Here is a 25,085-nt window from a genome sequence, read left to right as displayed (position 1 = left end):
TGACATGGGTTATATTGAAGATATGAGAAATCTAGTAGGAAATCATCCACTTATTCTAATAGGATCACACGCCATTATATTAAATGAAAAAGATGAAGTATTGCTGCAGCTCCGTACAGATTTTAACCGCTGGGGCATTATTGGCGGTGCCTTAGAATATAACGAAACGTTAGAAGATGCTTTAAAACGAGAAGTGTTTGAAGAAACTGGACTTATTATTAAAAATCCAGAACTATTCCGTACATACTCAGGACCAGATTTCTTTCAAATCTATCCAAATGGCGATCAAGTACACGGTGTACTCGTTGTTTATATTTGCCGCGAATTCCACGGTGAGCTTGTATGCGACCATACGGAATCGAAAGAACTACGCTTCTTTTCACTTGATGAATTACCTAATAATCTTCCTCCTGTTATCGAGAAGATTATTACAGATTATCTAAAAAAATAAGGGAACGCTTAACGTTCCCTCTCAAATCCAATCCGTTTTTTAATTTCTGCTAAATTTATCTTCGCAATAGCGCGTGCCTTCTCAGCACCGTTTTCTAATGCTTCATATAATAAATCCGGCTCATTCATATACATTGCGTACTTTTCACGAGGTCCAGCTAACTCACGATCTACAACGCGAAACAACTCTTTTTTCACATCGCCCCATCCGATTCCAGTCTCATATTTTTCACGTAATGACTGTACTTCGTCTTCTGTCGCAAACTCTTTATATATCATAAATAATGTTTCTAATTCTTTCGGTTCATTTGGAAGTGAAGAGTCTGTTTTGATTTTAAATATTAACTTTCGAAGTTTTTCTTGCTCTGCAAATAATGGGATTACATTTCCGTAACTTTTACTCATCTTCCTTCCATCAAGACCAGGTAAAATAGCTCCTTCTTCTTGTATGACATACTCCGGTAGTGTAAATGTCGTGCCAAATGTATGATTAAAATACGTCGCAATATCTCGCGCGATTTCAATATGTTGAATTTGGTCTTTTCCAACTGGTACATGAGTAGCTTGAAATAATAATATGTCAGCTGCCATTAAAATCGGGTACGTGTATAACCCCATATTCACTCCCGCATCGACCTCTAACCCTGCTTCTTTATTTTGCTCCACCTTCGCTTTATACGCATGTGCACGGTTCATAAGACCTTTCGGAGTTAGGCAAGCTAAAATCCAAGCTAATTCTAGAATTTCCGGTACTTCTGTTTGCCGATAAAAAACAACATCTTCCCCAAGTCCAAGCGATAACCAAGTAGCTGCTACCTCTTTCGTATAACTGCTGAACTTTTCTGAATCATGCACAGCATTTAATGCATGATAATCAGCTATAAAGTACAATGCTTTTCCTTCATTATTCTTTGACATTTGTAATGCAGGTTTAATCGCACCAATATAATTTCCTAAATGTGGATAACCTGTCGGCTTAATTCCTGTTAACATTATTTTTTCACTCACACTAACTCCTCCTTTCGCAAAATAAAAAGAGCCCCTCATCCTTAAAAAAGGACGAGAGACTCCCGCGGTACCACCTTAATTAGCTATCATTAGCTCACTTCATACTTCAATAACGTGAAGTAACCGTCTTTACCTACTCATTTCAGTTAGAAGCTCCAGAGTCCATTCCATATTCATCCCTTACTGATTTCCACCACACATCAGCTCTCTAAAAAGTTTCGAATATGTACTCTTCTCTTTCATTGCTTTTTCGTTATTTTTTACAGTTTATCACATTTCACTTCCAAACAAACCCTAATTTTCTATTTTATATAGCAGGAATTTCCACTTCAATTGTCTAATATTATATAGGTTTGTTGAAATATTCGAAACAACTTTGGAGGTTTTTTCATGGTAAAATATATATCAATTTTAGGTTCAACAGGATCCATCGGCACATCTGCATTAGATGTCGTTTCAGCTCATCCTGAACATTTTAAAATCGTCGGTTTAACCGCAAATTATAATATCGATCTTCTTGAGCAACAAATCAAAACGTTTCAACCTCGTATTGTAAGCGTTGCGACAAAAGACTTAGCAGACAAGCTTCGTACGCGTATTTCAGCAAATACAAAAATCACAAACGGGACTGATGGCTTCATTGCAGTAGCTACTCACCCTGATTCAAATCTTGTATTAAGCTCTGTTGTAGGTGTTTCAGGATTACTTCCAACAATTGAAGCATTAAAAGCGAAGAAAGATATCGCTATTGCTAATAAAGAAACTTTGGTTGCAGCTGGACATATCGTAACTGAACTAGCGAAACAAAACGGATGTCGCTTAATTCCAGTAGATAGTGAGCATTCAGCTATTTTCCAATGTTTAAAAGGAGAAAATAATAAAGAGATTGAGAAGTTAATTGTAACAGCTTCCGGTGGTGCTTTCCGTGATAAAACACGTGATGAAATGCAAACATTACAAGCAAAAGATGCTTTAAAGCACCCAAACTGGTTAATGGGCGCAAAACTAACGATTGATTCTGCCACATTAATGAATAAAGGGTTCGAAGTAATGGAAGCGAGATGGCTATTTGATATTCCATATGAAAAAATTAATGTAATGATTCATAAAGAAAGTATCATTCATTCTTTAGTAGAATTTATTGATGGATCAGTTATGGCACAGCTCGGTGCTCCTGATATGAGAATGCCGATTCAATATGCGTTTCACTATCCTACTCGGCTACCTTCTTCCTATGAAAAATTAAATTTATTAGAAATCGGTAGTTTACATTTTGAAAAACCAGATTTAGAGAAGTTCCCTTGTCTACAATACGCATATGAATGTGGCAAAATCGGTGGTACTACTCCCGCTGTATTAAATGCAGCAAATGAAATTGCGAATGCGCTATTCTTAAAAAATGAAATTGCCTTTTTCGATATTGAAAAAACAATTTACAAAACAGTTGAAGCTCATCATAACGTAAAAGATCCTTCACTAGATGCTATATTAGAAGCGGATCAATGGGCACGCCAATATGCAAATGAATTGTTAATAAAAAAGCGCTAAAACAGTTCCCACTGTTTTAGCGCTTTTTTTCACGTATTCAACTTAACAAATCTATAACCGTGTGTAACTAACACTTTTAATATCGCATATCCTGGAATGGCCAAAATAATGCCCATAATCCCGAATAAGTTTCCGGCAGTTAAAATGATAAAAATGATAGTAATCGGATGAATATCTAACTTTTTACCCATAACTTGCGGAGAAATAAATTTACCTTCTGCTAATTGTACAACCATCATAACGATAATTACTTTTAACACCATTGCTGGCGAGTCGATAAATGCGATAATTAACGCTGGTGTAATCGCGATAATTGGTCCTACGTACGGAACGATATTTACAATCATCGCTAAAATCGCAAGTAATACCGCATATTTAATACCAATAATAAGATAACCAATTAATAGCATAATACCGATAAATAAGCTGACGATAATTTGACCTCTAATATACGAGCTAATCGCATAATGCATATCATCTAGTATTCTCATTGCTGCTGGTTGTCTTTGCTCTGAAATAAACTTTAAAAAGTGATTCGGCAATTGCTCACCATCTTTTAAAAGATAGAACAATATAAATGGAACCATTACAAATGTCAAAACAACCTCTGTAACAGTACTCAAAAATCCAGTTACATTCCCAGTTACTGATGATAATGACTTTGTAAAATCAACTGTGTATTCTTTTACCATATTCGCAACATTAATATTTAAATTCTCCTGAATTTTACCGAGTAAATTACTTTCCCCGAATCTACGTGCTGCTTGTTCAATCTCATGGCCAAAATACGGTAAGTTATCAATTAATGCATCAATTTGATCTTTAATAATAGGGATAACCGTTACAACTAAAAATACAAATAATCCTAGTACGATTAAATATATGGAAGCTATCGATACGATTCTTGAAACACCTTTCTTTTCTAAAAGCGAAACGAATGGATGCAAAATATAAAATAGCACGCCTGCTAATAGTACTGGGAAGAAAATTGTTTTTAAAAATACGATAAACGGTGTAAAAACAAATGATATTTTTGTTAGCAATAAAATATTAATGAACAATAACGCAAATCCAAGTAATACCGCCAAATAATTTTGTTCTCTAAAAAACTTTCTTAACTTATCTCTTTTTCTTATATTTATTTTCTCCAATGAAACCACCTCTTCGAATGATGAAAAGCCCTTATTCAGGGCTCTTCATCATAATCTATATCTCTATTTCCTTGCAGCTTTCACTACAAATGATACAATAAGAATTAACACGATTGCACCTAATAATGCCGGCACGACATGAATCCCACCAAATGATGGCCCAAAGGATCCAAATAATCTACCACCTAACGAAGCACCTAATAAACCTGCGATAATATTTCCGAACATACCACCTGGGAAATTTTTACCTGTTATAGAACTAGCAATTGCACCTATAATAGCACCAACTATTAATGTGATAATCCATCCCATTTTTAGTCCTCCATTTCTATTATAGTTTGTATGATTCAATACAAACATATGTATTTATCATTGCTAATCATATTTCACTATAGAAATATATTTACTACTATTTTACATATGGAGATACATATATTATATGCAAAAAAGAAAAATATTGTCAAACTCACCCATAAAGCAATTATATTCATATACCATATTTAAAGGAGGCTTCATTGTCTATGATTCTTAAGTTAAATTCCACTTCTTTTGAAGTAGCAACATCCATTTTACAGGTTCAAATTCCAGCTTATAAAGTTGAAGCAGACTACTTAAATAGTACTGCCATACCTCGTTTATATGATACTGTAAACGATATTCAAAATTGCGTTGAAACATTCTATGGATATTTTTCTGAAAATAAACTTGTCGGTTTTATTTCTTTTGTACAAGAAAAAAAACTAATCGATATCCACAGGTTAGTTGTATCGCCCAATTTTTTTCAAAAAGGAATCGCAACGAAACTCCTAATTTATATATTTAACATGTTTCCCTCTTCAATGGCATACATTGTACAAACAGGTAAAGCGAATACCCCTGCTATTACTTTATATAAAAAACACGGATTCATTACAGTATCAGATACAATACTTCCTGACGGTATGATTCTTACGCAATTAAAAAAGACAGAATACACAAAATAATTTGACTTGTTCGCTCCTTTATGTTATTTTTTACTTTATAAAACCTTTTGCTGAGTCCAAATTTTGGAGCGGGGGAACCATTTTTGTAGCTATGCTACTTGGGGCGAATCTTTTTTAAGTAGGGAAACTCTCACTTCCCGAGTCCGACAGCTAACCTCGTAAGCGTAATGGGAGAGGAAGGTGCTTTTTGCCTATGTTACACATTTTGCCTCCTTAATTATAAATATGGGATCGATATCAAATAGTCACCTATATTTATAGAAAAGGAGAATGTATTATGTTACGTTTATCTGATCACGCAATAAAAATGATGGAGCAAAGACTCCGAATTGAAAAACAACGCACATATCAAGCAAATAAAGTTGTAGATAACTTACATCACAAATACTTCTTTCAGCATATTTTTCAACCGAAAAGATAAAGAAAATGTTTATTTAATATTAAAAAACACAAGGTGTGTCTTACAAAGACATTCCTTGTGTTTTTTATATTCTTTATAAAATTCTCACTACATTTAAGCTTGCTGTAATCGCACCTGCTATAGTAGTCACATGCCCTACACCTAACGGGCCATTTTGTAATATTAATGTTGAATTGGCACTCGTCACATTCACAAGAAGTGTATTTGAAATGGCTGGTTCGATTACTACAGTTGATGTCGTTACGTTTTGTATAAAACTCCCTGTTAGTTGCGTTCCATTTAATAGCAATCTAACAGATACTGTCTCATTCCCACCATTTGCATCCCCTTGAAAATAGTAGCTTACTAAATATATTCCTGGCGTCGTTACTGTGACTGTCGTAGCACTAGTTAAAGATACACCAGTTCCATATACAGTGGATCCAGAATTAATTGGGATGTTGGCATTTGCTGCAATTGTGCTTGTTGATGTAGAAAAGAAATATCCGCCACCTGTCGATATAGCAGATGATCCTGTTGCTCCAGTTAAGCCTGTTGGACCCGTGGCACCTGTTGGGCCCGTTATCCCCGTTACCCCTGTTGCTCCAGTTATTCCTTGTATGCCTTGTATTCCGGTCGGTCCTGTTGCACCAGTCACTCCAGTCGCTCCGGTTGCTCCGGTTGCTCCCGTCACACCTTGTGGACCTTGGATTCCTTGGATTCCTTGTGGACCTGTTGCTCCCGTAGGGCCGGTCGCTCCCGCCTGCCCCGTTACCCCTTGTGGACCTTGGATTCCTTGTGGACCTTGAGGACCCGTTGCTCCCGTCTGGCCGGTTGCTCCCGCCTGCCCCGTTGCTCCTTGTGGTCCTTGAATTCCTTGAGGACCTTGGGGACCCGTTGCACCAGTAGGTCCGGTTGCTCCTGTTGGACCAGTTGGGCCCGCCTGGCCAGTTATTCCTTGTAGACCTTGAGGGCCTGCCTGACCAGTTGGGCCTTGTGGACCTTGCACGCCTTGTATCCCCTGAATTCCTTGGGGGCCGGTTGGACCAATTGGACCTTGTATTCCCTGAATTCCTTGAGGACCCGTTGCTCCCGTCTGGCCGGTTGGGCCTTGTGGACCTTGCACTCCTTGTATTCCTTGAGGACCGGTTGGGCCTATACTTCCTTGTGGTCCCTGAATACCTTGTATTCCTTGAGGACCAGTTGGACCGGTTATGCCACTCGGACCTTGTACGCCTTGCACTCCTTGAGGACCGGTTGGACCACTCGAACCTTGGATTCCTTGTAGCCCCTGTAAACCAGTTGGACCGGTCGCTCCCCTTACTCCTTGCTCACCTTGTATGCCTTGTAGACCTTGAGGGCCGGTTGGACCGATTGGACCCTGTGCCCCTTGCACTCCTTGTGGACCAGTCGGACCGGTTGCTCCTACCGGTCCCTGGATTCCTTGTAGACCTTGCGGACCAGTCGGACCGGTTACTCCTTGTATCCCTTGTGGACCTTGAATGCCTTGATCACCCGTTGGACCCGTTGCCCCCATCGGTCCCTGTACTCCTTGCAAACCTGTTACACCAGTTGCTCCGGTCGGTCCCTGTATTCCTTGTACCCCTTGAATTCCAGTCGCTCCTGTTGCTCCGGTCGCTCCTGTTGCCCCTGTTGCTCCAGTCGGACCAGTTGGACCCCCTGGTGATCCTGCTGGACCGGTTGGACCAGTTGGACCTCCTGGTGGACCAGTTGGACCGGTTGCTCCAGTCGGGCCAGTTGCAGAACCTGTCGGACCAGTTATCCCAGTGGCTCCTGTTGGGCCGGTTGGACCTGGATCACCTTGTAAACCGGTTGGACCAGTCGGACCGATTACACCTTGCACTCCTTGTATTCCTTGTATTCCTGTTGGACCTACCTGCCCCATTTCTCCCTGGGGACCTTGTAAACCTTGAACACCAGTTTCCCCTTGTGGACCCATTGGTCCTTGCTCCCCTTGAATTCCTTGAGAACCAGTTGGCCCTGTTGGACCAATCGGACCCTGTATTCCTTGTATTCCGGTTACACCTTGTAAACCACTACCTCCTAAATTACCTTGCACACCTTGTATACCAGTATTTCCAGTTGGTCCAGTCGGACCAATTTCCCCTTGCACTCCTTGTATGCCTTGTATTCCTGTTGGGCCGGTTGGACCGATTTCTCCTTGCATTCCTTGTATGCCTTGTATTCCTGTTGGACCGGTCGGACCGATTGGGCCAGGAATTCCTTGTATCCCTTGAATACCAGTTGGACCAGTCGGACCTCTTTCTCCTTGTATTCCCTGTGGGCCTCGTTCTCCCATAGGTCCTTGATTACCTTGAGAACCTTGTGGTCCAGTTAAACCAGTTGGGCCGGTTGGACCATTTTCTCCTTGCACCCCTTGCACTCCTTGTATTCCTTGTGGGCCGGTTGGACCGATTGGACCTTGTACGCCTTGTATTCCTTGCGGTCCAGTTGGTCCACCTAAAGCACCAGTTGGACCAGTTGGACCAGTGGGCCCCGTAATACCTGGCGGTGGAAAAGGAATAGGTGCTTGAAACTTACTACACTTATCTTGATTCTTCACAAGCATCTCCCCCGTTATAACTAACGTATCAAACTATTTTTAATACATTTAAACTAGCTGTTATCACACCAGATAATGTCGTTACATGCCCGATAGCTAACGGACCATTTTGTAAAGACAAAGTTGCATTTGAAGAAGTAACTTCAATGACCATCGTATTCGAAACTGCTGGTTCTAATATAAAAGTACCTCCTGTAACATAAAAAATAAAACTCCCTGCGACTTGTGTTCCATTTAAAGTAAGCCTCACTGAAATTGTTTCATTTCCGGCCGTTGGATCACCTTGAAAATAATAGCTTACTAAATAAATTCCCGGCGTACTTAACGTTACAGTTGTTGCATTTGTTAAACTGACATCAGAACCAAAAACTGTAGATCCAGAATTAATTGGTATTAACGCATTCGCTGCAATTGTACTCGTTGAAGTAGAAAAGAAATAACCGCCCCCACTAGGTAAACCAGTCGCTCCTGTCGCTCCCGCTATTCCAAAGAAACCTATTGAACCTGCACTACCAGTTGCTCCTGTCGGTCCCACCACGCCACTTGGGCCCTGACTACCTTGTGCTCCAACTGGGCCTATACTACCACTAGCACCTGTCACCCCACTTGCTCCAGTTGGGCCTTGCAAACCTTGAACTCCTTGTATACCTTGTATTCCTTGCGAACCCGTTGCACCTGTATTACCTGCCGTTCCCGTTATTCCTTGTATTCCCGTAATCCCTTGAACTCCTTGCACACCTTGTGGTCCAGTTGCCCCGGTTGCTCCAGTTGCCCCAGTTTCACCCGTTGCACCTGTAATTCCAACATTTCCTTGTGGACCTTGGGGCCCTTGACTACCTTGCGCTCCTTGGACTCCTTGAGGTCCTGTTATACCAATTTCCCCTGTATTTCCTTGGGGGCCTCTAATTCCTTGTGCACCTGTTGGACCGATAATTCCTTGCACACCTTGTATTCCTTGCACTCCTTGCGCTCCTGTTGGACCCGTTATTCCTTGTAATCCTTGAGGACCTTGCAAACCGATAGCTCCAGTCGGTCCTATTATTCCTTGCACTCCTTGAGGACCTTGGGCACCTTGTGTACCTGTCAATCCGGTAGTCCCTTGTATCCCTTGAACACCTTGAGGACCTTGTGTTCCAGCTGCTCCTGTTTCCCCTTGAATTCCTTGTACGCCTTGGATTCCTTGTGCTCCAGCTGGGCCGGTTGCTCCTCGGATTCCTTGTGCTCCTTGAGCTCCTTCCGCTCCTGTAACACCAACTGGACCAGCTATCCCTTGTATTCCCACCATTCCTTGTGCACCTGTTGGACCTATCACACCTTGAATACCTTGAATACCTTTAGGACCTTCTGCACCAGTTGGACCAGTTACTCCCAGCGGACCTTGTATTCCTTGAGAACCTTCTGCACCCGTTGGACCTGTTATACCTTGGTTACCTTGAGGACCTTGTGCTCCTTGTACTCCAACTGCTCCAACTACACCTTGGGCACCTTGCGCTCCCCTTACACCTTGATGACCTGTTGGACCGGTTATACCTTGCACACCTTGCCCTCCAATTGGACCTATCCCTCCGCTTACACCTGTTGAACCGGTCGCACCCGTTGGACCTGTTGGACCTCCTGGTGGACCCGGTGGGCCAGCTGGTCCAGTCACCCCACTAGAAGGGCCAATTGGACCGGTCACTCCCGTCGGACCGCCCGGTGGTCCTTCTGAGCCTTGAGTACCAATACTACCTGTCGCTCCCGTTATACCTCTTATTCCTTTTATCCCTTGAAAACCCGTTGCTCCCGTTATACCTTGTATTCCTTGCACACCTTGTGGTCCTTGTAAACCTATTGCACCTGTTATCCCCTTTATTCCACTTATACCTTGGGCACCTTGCATTCCAGTAGAACCAGTTGGACCCACTTCCCCTTGTATTCCTTGAGCTCCTTGCGGGCCTTCCTCTCCAGTAATTCCTTGTATACCTTGGAAGCCGTCTTCTCCTTGTATACCAATAGCCCCTTGCTCTCCTTGTATTCCTTGAACACCTTGAGGGCCTTGTGGACCAGTTACACCCGAGACTCCAGTTACGCCTCTTTCTCCCTGCATTCCTTGTGCCCCTGTTTGTCCTCGCTCACCTATTTCCCCTTGTATTCCTTGTATACCTTGTATTCCTTGACTACCAGCAGGACCCGTAGCTCCTTGTATTCCTTCTAATCCTTGTACTCCAATATCACCAATTAGACCTTGGTTTCCGATTAATCCTTGAGCACCTTGGAGACCAGTTGGGCCAGTTATACCTTGCTCTCCTGTATCACCAATAACTCCTTGTATTCCTTGTGCTCCTGTTGTCCCTCGGGGACCTTGTATCCCCCTGATACCTTGAGGACCTTGGGGCCCAGTTGCTCCCGTCGGTCCAGTCACCCCTGTAGGACCAACAGGACCTTCATGCCCTCCAGTTGGACCGATTGGACCACTATTACCTGTCGGACCCGTTGCTCCTATAAGCGGAAGAGGCAGTGCCACTCCAAATTTTTTGCACTTTCTATGATGACGCACAACAATCCCCCTTCCCCAAAATAATTACACCTTTTATATGAAATGCATTTTTATAAGAAAAGTACACCTTTGACCTCATTTTTTTAAAATAAAGAAGCCTATCATTTCATCTATTTGAAATCATAGGCTTCTTTTATAAAAACACTTTACTTTCTAGCTTTAATAATAAAAGTAGTCGGCACCATTCTAGCTTTATATAAAGAATAATACTTCGTAGACGGCTCAGCTAGTTCTCCATCAAACGAGCTTGATGGTTCAGGCTCTTCTATTCTCTCAATTTTAAATCCCACTCTATTTAACTCATTTATGTATGTACTTATTTTTCTCTTATATAATGTCGCTTGTACATTTTCTCCTTTAAATGTTTCAAACGTAATGGGCGTTTCCTCATGATAAGAAGACTTTATAGCAACTTCTTCCGTACCATACTGTAAGTTTGAATATACCGGGTGCTCCCAACTAAAAATAAAACTTCCCCCTGGCTTTACATATGAATAAATCAGTTCCAACGTTTTTCTTAAATCCGAAGTCCAACCTAATGCATAAATGGAATATACAATATCAAAATATCCTTTCGGAATATCGCCTTCTTCTTCCATTGCTCCACATATTAACTTTGGATTCCACGACTGTAACGTTTCATGTGCCGTTTCAATTTGTGTTCTCGAAAAATCAAGTCCCCACAATTCTTCTGCGCCATGTTCCGCCATATACTGCAACGAATGTCCACTTCCACACCCAATATCAAGTACCTTTTTATCTTTAATTGAATCGAACAAATGAATCTCATCTTCAGATGCCGTATACGGTCCGTATTTCGGTAAACAATCCACTTGAAAAAATAAGGTGCAACTGTATCCCAACACTTTTTATTTAAAGCTAACATTTGCGTACCTTTCATATTTTACATTCCCCCATCCATTTTTCTTTCTCTAATATTAATTACATATCATAACCAGATCGCCCTTTTCTCTTCGCCCGGTAGTTTTTCACTTTCGCAATCGTACCGCATGCTCTTCCTCCTTCTTCTCCAGCATACATACCGCACCATCTTTTACTTCCATTTCGCGAATGATCATAAAATACCCAGCGACAATCTGGACATGCTTTTAACCTTCCCCATACATTTTCTTGAATTGACATTAACACAATGCTTAACACTTTTGTATACACATTCTCTTCATATACCGGTTCATATGTAATACCTTTCATATCATCCTTTATATGTACATGAAATGGGTATTTCTCTAACCATTTTTGCAATGATCCTTCGCCTTCAATTGTCATCCGAATATCTTCTCGAAAACCTCTTAATTCCTCTATCGAATGAAATGGAAACTCTTCATCAAAATATTCTTTCATAAAAAGCTTTATGTCTTCTTCTGTTTGCAGCAAATCAATTGGCTCTCTCGTATCGTTTGGTATTCTCCATGTATTTAAAAATTCCCGAATATATTCTAGTTCATTTGGAGCGTTTTGATTCAATTCGATCCACCTTCTTCTTAAAATTTACTTTTTTCTGACTTTATGTATAATTATAGTATAAAATAGTTAACCATCAAATGATTTTACTGGTTACATAATTAGGAGGATTTCTATGAAAAGTTTCTCAACACCGATACGTTTCATGCTTATTTCTTCATTTTTTATGTCTTTTGGGTATTTTGCAGTATACGCATTTTTAGCTATTTATCTATTAACCTTTCTTCATTTTTCTGCTGTCCAAGTAGGAACAGTGTTGACGGTTATGACAATTACATCACGAGTTATCCCATTATTCTCAGGGTTAATTGCTGACAAAATAGGCTATATCATTATGATGATAGCCGGTTTATTTTTGAGAGGAATCGGATTTATCGCTTTAGGAATATGCTCTGATTTCTATACAATTTCTATTTCTTCTGCACTTATTGGCTTCGGAACTGCATTTTACGAACCTGCTGCGCGCGCCATATTCGGTTCACAACCAGCTCATTTGAGAAAAAATTTATTTACATATTTAAACCTTAGCTTTAATTGCGGTGCAATAATCGGACCAATTGCAGGAGGGTTCATACTCTTACTTGATCCAATCTATGCCTTCTCTCTAACAGGATCACTTATGCTGTTATTTGCTTTTATCTTTTACTTACTTAAAAATCACTTCCAAGTCACTACTGAAAACACGTCTATTACATTAGGAATACAGGCCATCTTACAAAACAAGTATTTCCTTCTGTTTTCCTTTATCATGATTTTCTTCTATATTATGTTTACTCAACTTACTGTCGCACTTCCACTTCATATGAAAAACATTAGTAGTAGCAATCAACTTGCTACACTCGTTATTACGATAAATGCGATAACAGGCGTCATATTTATGGTATTATTCCGAAAATTATTCCACAAATACAACACACTTTCAATTATTAAATACGGTGTTTTATTAATGAGTATTTCCTTTTTACTCATTCCTTTATTTCAACACCCATATTGGCTCTTTATTTGTGTAATTTTATTTACAATCGGTGAAACACTCGTATTACCTAACGCTGATATCACTATTGCAAATTACAGTAATGAATCATATACAGCCACTTTCTTCGGATTTTATCAACTATCACTCGCATTTGGTTTTATCATTGGTAATTATACCGGTACATCTTTTACATCCAACTTAAGTGGAATGTATACACCATGGCTTATTTTTGGCGGAATAGGACTTATTGGTTTTATTTCACTACATATTTTGAATATAAAAAAAGTGGCCTCTAAAGAGGATATACACCTATGTAATACAAGCGACCTATAACGAAAAAGATTCGACCATCATCTTTGACAGTCGAATCTTTTTATTTTTCATATTCAAGGTGATTATGTCTTTTACAACCAAATAAATAGCAAGCCCCTATATAATCAGTTTCAAACTCTAATCCTGGAACGTATCCAGATTTGATACGTTCTACCATTGTTTTATAACAATTATTCTCTTCTGTATATTCCTCAATTAACTCTTTCTTATCATTTTCTGTCCAGTTTTCTTCTACTTCTTCATTCTGAACATCTTCTATTTCTGCTGTTTTCGCTTCGATACATTCCCGTATAACTTCATTTATACGGGAGAAATTATTCGTTTTATATAGAGCATACACAAATCTACCAATCCAATTAGGACTTTTCCAGCATTCTTTATATCCCTTTTCGAACCATTCAATTGCTTCTTTATAGCAATTCAACTCAACATATAAATCTGCTACATTAATTTCCCCTAAAAAATTATCAGATTCCCTGTTAAAAGTATCTAACTTCTCTTTTGCTTCTGTCGTTCGTTCTAAATCAATTAAACATTTTACATAGCTATACATGATATAGTCCGAATCCCCTGCAACTCGCAAGAAAAAGTCTGAAGCTTTTTCCAGCTCTCCAAGGTTATAATGCGCTACAGCTACATTATGATATGCTTCATCCGATGGTTGAATCGAAATAGATTTTTGTAATACTTCCTTCGCTTCTTCCCACTTTTTTTGTTTTATATAAATTTCCCCTAAGATGTTATAGGGAAAGTATGAAGAAGGATTCAACTTAACAACTTCTCTTATTAATTCAAGAGCTTTCTCATCATTCTCTTCCTCATAAAAGTACATCCAAGCCAGATTATTGAGAGATTGTACATCTCTAGATTTATGTACTGCTTGTTGAAATAGTTCCATTGCTTCCTCATATTTATTTTGTTCAAACATTTCAATTGCCTTCTCATTAATGTTCAAATAACTACCTCCGAAGTGAATGAATTCATCTATTCCCTATCATTATTGTAAAATGTAAAAATTGTAATTTCTATAAAAAAATTTCTTTCTCTCGTCTACATTTCGATTGAAATAGAAGCTAAAACACAAGAATTTACAACAATCAGTAAATTCTTCAATCTCCCTTAAATTGGATATACACCCTGTTTTAATTTACATATTATGGTACAATTAGGGGGGTACTAACTAAACATTTACGCTCCGCACTAGTAATCTAGCAATACCAAAATCAAAAAACACATAGAATCGGAGGGGATGTTATGAAAAAGAAATTACTTGTTCTTCTATTCACTGGAATCATATTATCAGAATGTTCAACTATAGCAGAGAATTCTTTAGAAAGCGGGAAAGGCAGTATGGAATTATTAACACCAACGATCACAGCAAAAGATAATGAATTAGAAATTAAAACTAAAGGCATTGATGAAAATAAAGTAACTTTTATTTATGTTGCTGATAAAAAAGTGTTGGAACAAAAACTAAAAAATGGTGAATCCTACAAACTTAACATTAAAGATATCGAACACGCTCATAGGACGGACTACAAACCAAAAGTTCAACTTTTACAAACGAAAGACGATGATGATGATGGAGAAATAGTAACCTTCAAACAAGTTAGATATACAGTTAAAAACTAATTTTAAAGTTGTTTCATTATAAATGTAACAAAAGAAAATATACTTTTAACAGTAGATAAATATAGGGGGTGCTAACATGAAAAAACGATGGATTTCTTGGTGGATTGGTAACCTATTTTGGATTATCGTTTTTGGAATATGGGCCGCTATTATTTGGTTACGAGAGGTTGATGGTGCTGGTGTTATTCAAACACCTGAAATTAAATCCATATCACTTATCGTTATATTAATCGCGTTTATCATACCGGTATTTTTTCAAGTTATATGGCTAATCATTAATTTGAGGATGAGTAGAAAAAATAATTATACGATTTAGTTTTTCAATTAACAATAAAAAAGAGAGGAATCTACATCAAAATAGATTCCTCCCTTTTACATTTGGACTTATACTGCACTTTTAATGCAGCACTACTCCTCTTTTTTACGATGCATGTTCATCTTTCTTCTTCATTAACGCTCTTTTCTTCATCGCCTTCGTTAAATATCCACCCTTAAACGAGCGAATTTCATACGAAGACATAAACGCTTTCGGTGCAATTTCATTAATGATTTCTAAAAGCTCTTTCTCTCTAGAACGCTTTGCGACGATATCTAAGCGATAACGTATAGAATTAATACCTTCGCCTTCAAATACTGTAACGCCAAATCCAGAGTGACGTAACTCATCTACTAATTCATTACAACGGTCTAGTAAACTAACTTGATACGTAATATAACCAATTGCTAATTTATTCTCTATATAACCGCCTAATAACAGTCCCGCACTAAAGCCAATGACATAGGCAACGATGTTCATCCAATTTGATAAATCTTGAAACACAATACCTAAACTGACAATGTAAATAGCTCCTTCTAACAATCCAACACCAGCAGCGGATCTTGTTTGATTCTTTACAAGCAAAATCGTACGGATTGTTAAAATTGGAACGTAAATAATTTGAAGCACAAAAATAAGTAGCGCTTGTAACATTGGTATCCACCTCTTTCAAAAAGTCTTTTGTCATAATAACATACATAACCTTTAGAAATCGATGGGTTTTTAATTTTTTTTTTATTATTTTTCATACTATTGAAAAACGCAAAAAAGAAGCGTATTATATTTGTCGTTAATTTGATTACTTGTATCATATCGCTAAACTAAAAAAGGAACCTGATTAGGTCCCTTTCATCATAGCTCTATGTTTTTTGAAGCATGTTCTCTTTGCTTCTCTTCTTCTTTCACTAACTGCATATTTGCATAAGCTAAATTTGCAATCATTAAAAAGTGACCACCTAAAATACCTGTACCGAATGCCCACATTTCCATTTCATGCTCAATTTCATACATGATGATAGCTCCTAAAATAGCAGCTGCAAATCGGTTTAAAACTCCTAATCCAGGAGCCTTTTTCTTCATTACGATACTTTTTCCGAGTTTCTCCACTCTGCGAGCTAATAACCAAAGACAATAGGCGCTTACTGCTAATCCAATACCGAACCCTGTCACTTGTTTTCCAAACGGAGTAATCGTCCACATAAGTAGTAAACCACTAAAGATCACATACAATTGTAATCGATATACACGTAAGGCTTCTTGAATCAAAATATCCGCTCCTAAGTTCTCATTTTTTGTACTTTAGAAGAAAAGCAGCAACTTACACAGTTGCTGCTTTCTCTTCTTCTTGTTCTTGTTCCATCTTACGAATTTCAACACGTTTAATTTGGTAAGCGTCTTTTTCTAACACTTTAAATTCATAACCTTCCGCCTCAACGTGTTGTCCTTCTTCGATTTCATGATTTTGCATCATAATCCATCCACCGATTGTATCCACATCATCTTCTTCGATGTGTAATCCAAATAAATCTTTCACTTCTGAGATAAGCACTTTTCCATCAACAATAATATGTTGCTCGTTCACATGTTGAATTGGTGGTGCTTCATCTTCATCATATTCGTCACGAATTTCGCCGACGATTTCCTCCAAGATATCTTCAAGCGTTACAATTCCAGCTGTTCCTCCGTACTCATCATATAAAACAGCCATCGGAATTCGCTTCTTCTGCATTTGAAGTAATAAATCGTGAATTGGAGTCGTTTCCATCACTTCAATAATCGGACGCATATACGAGCGAATAGATGATAAATCTTTTTGATCCTCGGTCATATATCGAATAAAGAAATCTTTTACGTTGACCATACCGATAATATCATCTTTATCTTCTCCAAAAATCGGATAACGTGTGTATCGCTCATTTTGGATTACTTTCATGTGTTCTTCTACTGAATCTTCCAGGTAGAAACCAACGATTTCTGTTCGCGGTACCATAATCTCTTTTGCAATACGATTATCAAATTCAAAAATATTATTTACATACTTGTATTCAGCTTGATTAATTTCGCCACTTTCATAGCTATCTGAAAGGATAAGACGTAATTCTTCTTCTGTATGAGCTACTTCATGTTCTGAAGCTGGCTTTAAACCAAATAAACCAGTTATCACACGAGCTGAACCGTTCAATACCCAAATAAATGGATACATCACTTTATAGAACATCATTAATGGACCTGCCAATAATAACGTTACCCTTTCAGCCTTTTGAATTGCCATCGTTTTTGGAGCTAATTCTCCTACTACAACGTGTAAATACGTCATAATCATAAAAGCAAGACCAAATGTTAATACTGATGAAATAGAAGGATTTAAGTTCCATTTCTCAAATAACGGGTGTAATAACTTTTCAATTGTCGGTTCACCTAACCAACCTAATCCCATAGCTGTAACTGTAATACCTAATTGACAAGCAGATAAATATTCATCTAAATTTGTTGTTACCTTTTTCGCTGCTAAAGCACCGCGTTTTCCTTCCGCAACAAGCTGATCGATACGGCTTGAACGTATCTTTACAATCGCAAACTCTGCTGCTACGAAAAATCCAGTAAATGCGATTAAAATCGCAACCATGACTAAATTAAATATTTCCAATGAATCCCCTTAGTTAAAAAACTAAGGTGTCCACCTCCTGTATACTATAATGTTTTCTTATTTGTTTGTTAGAAAACATAGCCCGATACAAAAATTAAAGAGGTCGGATTTCACTTATTCTATAATAATAGAGCAAGTGTCTGTATTAAAGCTGTCGTTTGACCTGATAAAGATTTCGATATTTTTTCACGTTGTGAATCAGTCAATTCATCTAAAAGCGGTTTTAACTCAGTAAGCTCCACTTCTAATCGATGAATATGGTCTGTCACTTCATTCACTTGTTTCGAAACGTGTTCATTGATACCGAGCAGCTTCTTCTTCTCCTCGATTTTCTCTTTAATCTCACAAAGCGGCATATGCATTTCTTTGCACTTCTCAATAAATTGTAATGTCTCAAATGCTGTTTCGTCGTAATAGCGATAATTAGATTGAGATCGCTCCGCTTTTAAGATACCTAGATTCGTATAATAATCAATCGTTCGTTTCGACACGTGAGCCATGAGAGCCAACTGTCCGATTCGATACACCTTCCCAACGATCTTCCCCCCTTGTTTATATTACTTACATCATACAATACATAAACTGTACAGTCAAACGTGACGGTTTATTATTCACAATTTATACAAAATTCCAATCTCCTCCTATGATGATTCAATACGAGTAATCTACACTTATACAATAAAATTACTAAACTACTACCTAATCACTACATTATCTGCCACTTTTAACCTTTCTTATTTAAAAGCATATCCTACTAATAATGATTGCTTGTATAGGAGGGAATTAATATGAAAAAGACAATCATTTCTCATTTTTATAATGAAGAATACCTACTTCCATGGTGGCTTATGCATCACACGAAAATATTCGATCACGGCATTTTAATTAATAGAGGGTCTACAGATCGTTCCGTAGAAATTTGTAAGCTATTAGCACCCCACTGGGAAGTACGAAATTCAAGATTTCTTGAGTTTGATCCAACTAATACTGATATTGAAGTGATGGAAATTGAAAGAGAAGTTTCAGGTTGGAAAATCGTTTTAAATACTACTGAATTCTTTTGTTGTAATAATACTGAAGAATTTTTTTCATCTCTTCATACACTAGGCCAAAACATGTATGCGATTAGAATGATTTTAATGATAGATAATCATAATTATAATTATTCAAAGCCTAGATATTCTATCCCCTTAGTAGAACAGCGATACCACGGTGTCTTCCCTTATAACCCAAATCTCGGATGTGCTTGGAGATTTATTCACAATCATCTAGACGGTGCATATTTACCTGGTAGACATCATTCGCGGCACGGATATATAATTTATGACTATCCTTCATTTATTTTAAAATTTTATTTTAGCCCTTGGAATGAACAATCAAAGGCAAGAAAATTACAAATTACACCTACCCTTTCAAAAAGGGGTGTTCAAATGGGACTTCAAACACATTACGGTCAATCTCCTGAAGTACTGGACATACGTTTTTTAGAGCTTAGTAACCTAACACAAGACCTCCGTCATAACCCTGAATATCAAGAATTATTTCCAAAATTCAAACCGTAATATTTTCTGCATCGTCATCACCTCAAACATTTTCATTCACTTAATCAAAAACAATCTCATTTGCATAAAACATGAATACTGTATAAATAATAAATTTTTATTTTAGGAGGAAAAAATGAAAGCTGTTATTCTTGCTGGTGGGTACGGTACAAGAATTGGGGAAGAAACACATTTAAAACCGAAACCTATGATTGAAATTGGAACAAAACCCATTCTATGGCACATTATGAGTTTGTATAGTCATTACGGGATTACTGAGTTTATTATTTGCTTAGGCTATAAAGGATATGCAATTAAAGAGTTCTTTCTAAATTACAACTTACACATGTCTGATTTCACAATACAGTTAAACGATAATACAATTACTAGCCATTCTCATCGTGTAGAACCATGGAAAGTTACACTAATCGATACTGGTGTAAATACCGAAACGGGTGGCCGAGTGAAAAAGATTCAAAATTATGTCGGAGACGAACCTTTCTGCCTCACTTATGGTGATGGATTAAGTAATGTAAATATAAAAGAACTTATTACATTCCATAAAAAACATGGAAAATTGGCTACTGTTACTGCCGTACAACCTCCTGGTAGATTTGGTTCTCTCATATTAGATAAACAGTCTGTAACATCTTTTCAAGAAAAACCATTAGGTGATGGCGGATGGGTTAACGGTGGATTTTTCGTTTTAAATCCTGAAGTTTTCAATTACATTAGTGGAGATAAGTCTGTTTTTGAAACAGACACTTTAGTTCAGTTAGTAAACAAAAATGAATTGGCCGCATATCAACATTCTGGTTTTTGGCATCCGATGGATACATTGCGCGATAAAAATAAATTAGTCGAGCTATGGGAAAGTAATAACGCTCCATGGAAGGTTTGGTAATATGGCTTCATCATCTTTTTGGAATAAGAAAAAAGTATTTATTACGGGACATACTGGATTTAAAGGCTCATGGCTCACCCTTTTCTTAACTTCTTTAGGTGCAGAAGTAGTAGGCTTTTCTTCTCATCCCCCATCCATTCCTAACATTTTTGAACAAAGTAACGTAGCAAAAGAGTGCACGACAATGAAAGGCGATATTACAGATTACCATTCTTTATTTCATGCCATGAAGCAGCATAAACCTGACATAATATTCCATTTAGCAGCTCAGCCAATCGTAACCGCTTCATACAAAAATCCTATCGATACATTCAAAACGAATGTTTTAGGTACTGTCCACGTGCTAGAAGCAGCAAAGTCCGTCGAAAGCGTACGTGCCATTATTAATGTGACAAGCGATAAATGTTATGAGAATGACGGTAGTGGCGACCGAGCGTTCGTGGAAAATGACCGACTAGGAGGTTTCGACCCTTATAGCGCTAGTAAAGCTTGCGCTGAATTAGTCGCAACATCTTATCACAAATCTTTTTTTCACACGAATACTACTTCGCTTGCCTCTGTAAGAGCAGGTAACGTTATTGGTGGTGGTGATTGGGCAGAAGATCGATTATTCCCTGATATCATTCGGGCATATTTGCACAATCATACTTTGTGTATTCGAAACAAATATGCCGTCCGTCCGTGGCAACATGTTTTAGATCCTCTACATGGCTATATCCTTTTAGCTGAGAAACTTTGGAATGATGATAAATATGCAGAAGCGTGGAATTTCGGCCCAATGAATGAACCTAACAGAACCGTTCATGATGTCATTGAATCTGTAATAAAATTATGGAATAACCCACTAACAATCATTTCCTCCTCTACAAATACTCCTTATGAATCACCTGTTTTAACACTCGACAGTACAAAAGCAGTAAATAAACTCGGCTGGACTCCTAAGTTATCAACAGATGATGCTATCGCTTGGACTGTTGATTGGTACAAAAAATATGCATCTGGTGAAAATATAGAATCTTTCACACGACAACAAATCGATGCATTCAAAAATTTATAAGGGGGCTATAAAATGGAACAGAAAAAATGCCGTTTTTGCCACTCATTACTAACCAACACTTTTTTAGATTTGGGCGTTTCCCCTCTTGCTAATTCATTTGTAGCTCCTGAAAGCTCATATAAAATGGAACCTTTTTATCCGCTGCACACATTTGTTTGTAACTCTTGTTTACTCGTACAACTAGATGAATTTGAATCCCCACAAAATATTTTTCATAACTATTTATACTTCAGCTCTTACTCCTCAAGTTGGCTACTACACGCTAAACAATACGTAGAAATGGCGATTAAGCGTTTCAACTTAACGAAACATTCAAAAGTGATTGAAATCGCAAGTAACGATGGGTACTTATTACAATACTTTAAAAAAGAATATATCGAGACATTGGGAATTGAACCCGCGAAAAACGTAGCAGAAATTGCTATCAAAAAAGGAATTCCTACTCATGTAAATTTTTTCAGTAATGACTTAGCAAAAAAATTGCCACAAGCTGATTTAATCGTCGCAAATAACGTATTAGCACACGTTCCGAACTTGCATGATTTTGTCGCTGGTTTAAAAACACTATTAAAACGTGATGGCACGATAACAATTGAATTCCCGCACTTATTAAACCTTATATCTTTTAACCAATTTGATACCATCTACCATGAACACTTCTCCTACTTCTCACTTATAAGCCTTCAAAAAGTTTTAAGTTATCATCATTTACAAATTGTTGATGTAGAAGAACTTTCAACGCATGGTGGTTCCTTACGGATTTTTGTAAACCATCTAAATGCCCAATCAACTATCCATTCCAATGTTACAAAATTAATTCAAAAAGAAGTCGACCACGGGTTAGATACTTTAGATTACTATCTCCTTTTTTCTAAACGCATCGAACAATTGAAAATAAATATTTTAAAGTTTTTTATTGAAGCGAAAGTTTTAAACAAACAAATTATCGGTTACGGTGCTCCAGCTAAAGGAAACACCCTTTTGAATTATTGCGGGATAGGTAAAGAATTTCTAGCTTATACAGTAGATAAAAATCCTCACAAACAAAATCTCCTTTTACCAGGAACTCGTATTCCAGTAAAATCTCCAGCAGAAATTAAACGTACAAAACCGGATTACATTTTCATACTTCCTTGGAATTTGAAAGACGAAATTATGAAAGAATGCTCTTTCATTCGTGAATGGGGCGGTAAATTTTTAGTGACGGTTCCAGAAGTTGAGGTGATCGAGCCATGAAGAAAGTTGTTGTAACAGGTGGTAGTGGCTGGATAGGTAAATATGTTGTACATTCACTTATACAAAAGGGATATGAAGTGCACGCCACGTATAATAAAAATAACCCCTCTCACCTCCCTTGCCATTGGCATAAAGTAAACTTGCTTCGCGATGACGAAGTAAAACAATTCATTTCGGATGTTCAGCCTAGCCATCTCATTCACCTTGCTTGGGAAGCAGTGCCACCAGCATGCTATGTATCTATTAATAATTACTATTGGCTAAAGTCTAGTATTTCATTGATTCAACACTTCACAACATGCGGCGGAAAGCGTGTTGTCGTTACAGGTACTGGCGCAGAGTACGAATGGTTTAACGGCGTATTATTTGAAGATTCATCGCTCCTTTCCTATAAAACCCCGTATTCTTTATGTAAAAATGCACTGCACTCCTGGCTAGAAACGTATGCACAACAAACAGGCCTCAGCATGTGTTGGGGCCGCATTTTTCATATGTATGGACCTCACGAACAAGGTAATCGGCTCGTTTCTAACATTATCACTTCCTTATTAAAAAATGAGGAAGCACTATGTACACATGGAAAACAATCGAGAGATTTCCTCCATGTGAGTGACGTCGCTGACGCTCTCGTAACAGTATTAGAACATGGCGTTACAGGCACCATCAATATCGCTTCAGGTCAATCTGTACAAATTAAAGAACTAGCTTCTATCATCGCTAAAAAGATAGGAAAAGAACATTTAATTAAACTAGACGCGATTCCTTTCTCTAAGGATGAACCTTTATTCGTCGGCGTTAGTGTAGAACGTTTAAAAACTGAAGTAAACTGGAAACCAACATACGATTTAAATACAGGAATAGAAGAAACAATTTTATGGTGGGAATCATTTATACAAAAACATAACGATATACGTCACTAAAACGTAAATCCTTCGTTCCTCTCGCTAATTCCTTATACCATTCTTCTAATCTTTCCGGCGTAATAATATGGTGCGTCCCCATTCCCCCATGCTTACTAGCTTCAGAAAGAGTCGGACCAATTTGTAACTTTCTCTTTCTCATCACATCGTTCCACGGACTAAATCCAAACCATAATATACAAGCAAGAGGTGGATAAATCATCGATTCATGCGCAGATAAATGTCTTCCAACCGTATAACTTCCATGCTCATGATTATGAATAAATCTACCTCTTCTCCATAACGGCCAATCTTCTGGTAAATAACCATGAAATCGCTGTTTCATTAAAGGTATTCCAAAGTTAAGGTCAGGATAGTTGTAGTTAGGATCATCAACCATAATAAGCCCGTCCAGCCAATACATCCTCCCCCCCAATTCATTTAGCGATTTCCAAAACTGATTTTTATCTTGCACGCAAAGAAACTCAGTCGTATTTAAAATCATTTTCCATCCTTGTACTTCTTGTTCTATCCTCATCACTTCATGATCTGTCGCATATGCATCAAACTCTGGATTTACAGAATCTCGCACCTCCCAATGCGGTGCGAATTTTTTACAAATCTCAACGGAACGATCTGTTGAACCTTTATTAATTAAAATACCATGATCAAAAAGTTTCGTATGATGCATAAGCCACCATGGCAATAAATACTCTTCATTGTAAAAATGTGAAATAACGGTTGTAGTTATAATAATCTCCTCCTCTTTCTCTATTAATCTACTTTTTATCCTACAACCAATATACTCATAAGCAAAAATATGTTTCCTAATTATTGATCAAATATTATTATTAATATTTTTGTAAGTTTTCCTTTGGTACCCAGCCCTTCTCACCATCTCTTCCTTCGCACCAAACCCATTCATTCAATTCTTCTAATCCGATCAATCTTTCTCCAATATTCACATTTAATTCTTTCGCAGTATATTGTTTTATAATAATTCCTGTTCCATTCATATCTTTTCTTATAATTTGCTCCGGAACCCATCCTTTCCGGTTATACTTCTCTTCGTGACAAAACATCCAGTTTTCCCAGTTTTCCGGACCAGCGTAACTCTCTATCATTTTCACTACATCCCCCTCTTCTAAGCGAATTGGATTAGGATAATTGCTAACATGTGATTTTATAACGATATATTTCATAACAACCTCCAATAATCAGAAAATTAAGTTATAATATCATTATAACTTAAAGAGGAGGAATGCACTCATGTACTACAACACTTCATTCGAAAACGATCAACCTGTAGGCCGTCTATAAACTAAGACGGGCTTATAACACATACACTATGCCTCGTCTTAGGGAACTCATATTACCCTAAAAATAGACGGAGGTACTTCAA

Annotated in this window: 25 protein-coding genes, 1 pseudogene, 1 riboswitch and 1 other annotated feature; of the genes and pseudogenes, 12 read left to right on the top strand and 14 right to left on the bottom strand. The window is 37.9% G+C overall.

Annotated elements, in window-relative coordinates:
* The first annotated feature begins 4 nt into the window (after positions 1 to 4).
* Positions 5 to 451, top strand: a complete 447-nt coding sequence (locus tag ACTFRM_RS08995) for an NUDIX hydrolase (RefSeq protein WP_000540457.1) — start codon at positions 5 to 7, stop codon at positions 449 to 451.
* Positions 452 to 459: 8 nt separating this feature from the next.
* Here ACTFRM_RS08995 and ACTFRM_RS08990 read toward each other — a convergent pair whose 3' ends face one another.
* Complete coding sequence (locus ACTFRM_RS08990) at positions 460 to 1,458, bottom strand: tryptophan--tRNA ligase (RefSeq protein ID WP_410979638.1); 999 nt, start codon at positions 1,456 to 1,458, stop codon at positions 460 to 462.
* A 44-nt stretch (positions 1,459 to 1,502) separates the two neighbouring features.
* Positions 1,503 to 1,710: a binding site (T-box leader), on the bottom strand.
* A 138-nt stretch (positions 1,711 to 1,848) separates the two neighbouring features.
* On the opposite strand from ACTFRM_RS08990, the gene ACTFRM_RS08985 reads away from it, so the two are divergent.
* Positions 1,849 to 3,006: a 1-deoxy-D-xylulose-5-phosphate reductoisomerase gene (locus tag ACTFRM_RS08985; RefSeq protein ID WP_440043241.1), complete on the top strand. Its 1,158-nt coding sequence runs from the start codon at positions 1,849 to 1,851 to the stop codon at positions 3,004 to 3,006.
* Positions 3,007 to 3,035: 29 nt separating this feature from the next.
* Here ACTFRM_RS08985 and ACTFRM_RS08980 read toward each other — a convergent pair whose 3' ends face one another.
* Together ACTFRM_RS08980 and ACTFRM_RS08975 are read right to left on the bottom strand one after the other, a co-directional pair.
* Positions 3,036 to 4,157, bottom strand: coding sequence for an AI-2E family transporter (locus ACTFRM_RS08980; protein WP_000411484.1), 1,122 nt, complete (start codon positions 4,155 to 4,157; stop codon positions 3,036 to 3,038).
* Positions 4,158 to 4,220: 63 nt separating this feature from the next.
* The gene (locus ACTFRM_RS08975) at positions 4,221 to 4,469 is read right to left on the bottom strand and encodes a GlsB/YeaQ/YmgE family stress response membrane protein (protein WP_000539733.1); all 249 of its coding nucleotides are present in this window, start codon (positions 4,467 to 4,469) and stop codon (positions 4,221 to 4,223) included.
* A gap of 209 nt (positions 4,470 to 4,678) precedes the next feature.
* Between ACTFRM_RS08975 and ACTFRM_RS08970 the strand changes: the two genes are divergently transcribed.
* Complete coding sequence (locus ACTFRM_RS08970; RefSeq protein WP_410979639.1) at positions 4,679 to 5,140, top strand: GNAT family N-acetyltransferase; 462 nt, start codon at positions 4,679 to 4,681, stop codon at positions 5,138 to 5,140.
* Between the two features lie 38 nt (positions 5,141 to 5,178).
* A riboswitch (cyclic di-AMP (ydaO/yuaA leader) is annotated at positions 5,179 to 5,321 on the top strand.
* Positions 5,322 to 5,417: 96 nt separating this feature from the next.
* On the top strand, positions 5,418 to 5,561 hold the full coding sequence (locus ACTFRM_RS08965; protein ID WP_000945243.1) for a hypothetical protein: 144 nt from the start codon (positions 5,418 to 5,420) through the stop codon (positions 5,559 to 5,561).
* Between the two features lie 73 nt (positions 5,562 to 5,634).
* On the opposite strand, the gene ACTFRM_RS08960 is transcribed toward ACTFRM_RS08965, so the two are convergent.
* The 4 genes and pseudogenes from ACTFRM_RS08960 to ACTFRM_RS08945 all read right to left on the bottom strand — a co-directional run bounded on the left by ACTFRM_RS08960 (position 5,635) and on the right by ACTFRM_RS08945 (position 12,145).
* On the bottom strand, positions 5,635 to 8,130 hold the full coding sequence (locus tag ACTFRM_RS08960) for a BC_3345 family exosporium-associated protein (protein WP_440043239.1): 2,496 nt from the start codon (positions 8,128 to 8,130) through the stop codon (positions 5,635 to 5,637).
* A gap of 22 nt (positions 8,131 to 8,152) precedes the next feature.
* Positions 8,153 to 10,660 (bottom strand): collagen-like protein, encoded by a 2,508-nt coding sequence (locus ACTFRM_RS08955; RefSeq protein WP_440043238.1) that lies wholly within the window; start codon positions 10,658 to 10,660, stop codon positions 8,153 to 8,155.
* A 146-nt stretch (positions 10,661 to 10,806) separates the two neighbouring features.
* A pseudogene (locus tag ACTFRM_RS08950) lies at positions 10,807 to 11,561 on the bottom strand (class I SAM-dependent methyltransferase).
* 41 nt (positions 11,562 to 11,602) lie between these two features.
* The gene (locus ACTFRM_RS08945) at positions 11,603 to 12,145 is read right to left on the bottom strand and encodes a CGNR zinc finger domain-containing protein (RefSeq protein WP_440043236.1); all 543 of its coding nucleotides are present in this window, start codon (positions 12,143 to 12,145) and stop codon (positions 11,603 to 11,605) included.
* A 112-nt stretch (positions 12,146 to 12,257) separates the two neighbouring features.
* Here ACTFRM_RS08945 and ACTFRM_RS08940 point away from each other — a divergent pair, with 112 nt between their 5' ends.
* A complete protein-coding gene (locus ACTFRM_RS08940) occupies positions 12,258 to 13,451 on the top strand; it encodes an MDR family MFS transporter (protein ID WP_440043234.1) in 1,194 nt (397 codons plus the stop codon).
* Positions 13,452 to 13,491: 40 nt separating this feature from the next.
* Here the strand turns inward: ACTFRM_RS08940 and ACTFRM_RS08935 are convergent, their stop codons facing one another.
* Complete coding sequence (locus ACTFRM_RS08935; RefSeq protein WP_001024472.1) at positions 13,492 to 14,406, bottom strand: tetratricopeptide repeat protein; 915 nt, start codon at positions 14,404 to 14,406, stop codon at positions 13,492 to 13,494.
* Positions 14,407 to 14,705: 299 nt separating this feature from the next.
* Between ACTFRM_RS08935 and ACTFRM_RS08930 the strand changes: the two genes are divergently transcribed.
* Both ACTFRM_RS08930 and ACTFRM_RS08925 read left to right on the top strand, forming a co-directional pair.
* On the top strand, positions 14,706 to 15,083 hold the full coding sequence (locus ACTFRM_RS08930; RefSeq protein WP_440043232.1) for a hypothetical protein: 378 nt from the start codon (positions 14,706 to 14,708) through the stop codon (positions 15,081 to 15,083).
* Between the two features lie 76 nt (positions 15,084 to 15,159).
* Positions 15,160 to 15,399, top strand: coding sequence for a DUF3923 family protein (locus tag ACTFRM_RS08925; protein WP_000747695.1), 240 nt, complete (start codon positions 15,160 to 15,162; stop codon positions 15,397 to 15,399).
* 105 nt (positions 15,400 to 15,504) lie between these two features.
* Here ACTFRM_RS08925 and ACTFRM_RS08920 read toward each other — a convergent pair whose 3' ends face one another.
* From ACTFRM_RS08920 to ACTFRM_RS08905, 4 genes are all read right to left on the bottom strand, one after another.
* Complete coding sequence (locus ACTFRM_RS08920; protein ID WP_000938438.1) at positions 15,505 to 16,053, bottom strand: DUF2179 domain-containing protein; 549 nt, start codon at positions 16,051 to 16,053, stop codon at positions 15,505 to 15,507.
* A gap of 198 nt (positions 16,054 to 16,251) precedes the next feature.
* The gene (locus ACTFRM_RS08915; protein WP_000613883.1) at positions 16,252 to 16,665 is read right to left on the bottom strand and encodes an ATP synthase subunit I; all 414 of its coding nucleotides are present in this window, start codon (positions 16,663 to 16,665) and stop codon (positions 16,252 to 16,254) included.
* A gap of 52 nt (positions 16,666 to 16,717) precedes the next feature.
* Positions 16,718 to 18,046: a hemolysin family protein gene (locus ACTFRM_RS08910; protein WP_000402258.1), complete on the bottom strand. Its 1,329-nt coding sequence runs from the start codon at positions 18,044 to 18,046 to the stop codon at positions 16,718 to 16,720.
* 119 nt (positions 18,047 to 18,165) lie between these two features.
* Positions 18,166 to 18,573 carry a MerR family transcriptional regulator gene (locus ACTFRM_RS08905; RefSeq protein WP_000285639.1) on the bottom strand — a complete coding sequence of 136 codons (408 nt, stop codon included), beginning with the start codon at positions 18,571 to 18,573 and terminating at the stop codon, positions 18,166 to 18,168.
* A 261-nt stretch (positions 18,574 to 18,834) separates the two neighbouring features.
* Between ACTFRM_RS08905 and ACTFRM_RS08900 the strand changes: the two genes are divergently transcribed.
* The 5 genes from ACTFRM_RS08900 (at position 18,835) to ACTFRM_RS08880 (ending at position 23,704) form a co-directional block, all read left to right on the top strand.
* Positions 18,835 to 19,608, top strand: coding sequence for a glycosyltransferase family 2 protein (locus tag ACTFRM_RS08900; protein ID WP_000750973.1), 774 nt, complete (start codon positions 18,835 to 18,837; stop codon positions 19,606 to 19,608).
* 115 nt (positions 19,609 to 19,723) lie between these two features.
* On the top strand, positions 19,724 to 20,491 hold the full coding sequence (gene rfbF / locus ACTFRM_RS08895) for a glucose-1-phosphate cytidylyltransferase (protein ID WP_000648804.1): 768 nt from the start codon (positions 19,724 to 19,726) through the stop codon (positions 20,489 to 20,491).
* 1 nt (position 20,492) lies between these two features.
* Positions 20,493 to 21,548, top strand: coding sequence for a CDP-glucose 4,6-dehydratase (gene rfbG, locus ACTFRM_RS08890; protein ID WP_000168672.1), 1,056 nt, complete (start codon positions 20,493 to 20,495; stop codon positions 21,546 to 21,548).
* Between the two features lie 12 nt (positions 21,549 to 21,560).
* Positions 21,561 to 22,784, top strand: coding sequence for a methyltransferase domain-containing protein (locus ACTFRM_RS08885; protein WP_440043230.1), 1,224 nt, complete (start codon positions 21,561 to 21,563; stop codon positions 22,782 to 22,784).
* Positions 22,781 to 23,704: an NAD-dependent epimerase/dehydratase family protein gene (locus tag ACTFRM_RS08880; RefSeq protein ID WP_440043228.1), complete on the top strand. Its 924-nt coding sequence runs from the start codon at positions 22,781 to 22,783 to the stop codon at positions 23,702 to 23,704. Before ACTFRM_RS08885 ends, ACTFRM_RS08880 begins: the two co-directional genes overlap by 4 nt.
* On the opposite strand, the gene ACTFRM_RS08875 is transcribed toward ACTFRM_RS08880, so the two are convergent.
* Both ACTFRM_RS08875 and ACTFRM_RS08870 read right to left on the bottom strand, forming a co-directional pair.
* Complete coding sequence (locus ACTFRM_RS08875) at positions 23,673 to 24,473, bottom strand: glycosyltransferase family 2 protein (RefSeq protein WP_075678122.1); 801 nt, start codon at positions 24,471 to 24,473, stop codon at positions 23,673 to 23,675. The two genes, ACTFRM_RS08880 and ACTFRM_RS08875, sit on opposite strands and share 32 nt — an antisense overlap.
* Positions 24,474 to 24,534: 61 nt before the next feature.
* A complete protein-coding gene (locus ACTFRM_RS08870) occupies positions 24,535 to 24,885 on the bottom strand; it encodes an SH3 domain-containing protein (RefSeq protein ID WP_000875287.1) in 351 nt (116 codons plus the stop codon).
* Positions 24,886 to 25,085 lie beyond the last annotated feature (200 nt).

The organism is Bacillus cereus group sp. MYBK227-1 (assembly GCF_051916325.1).
Taxonomy (GTDB): domain Bacteria; phylum Bacillota; class Bacilli; order Bacillales; family Bacillaceae_G; genus Bacillus_A; species Bacillus_A cereus.
Note: the sequence above shows the minus strand (reverse complement) of the source record. Positions and strands in the feature narration are given on the sequence as shown.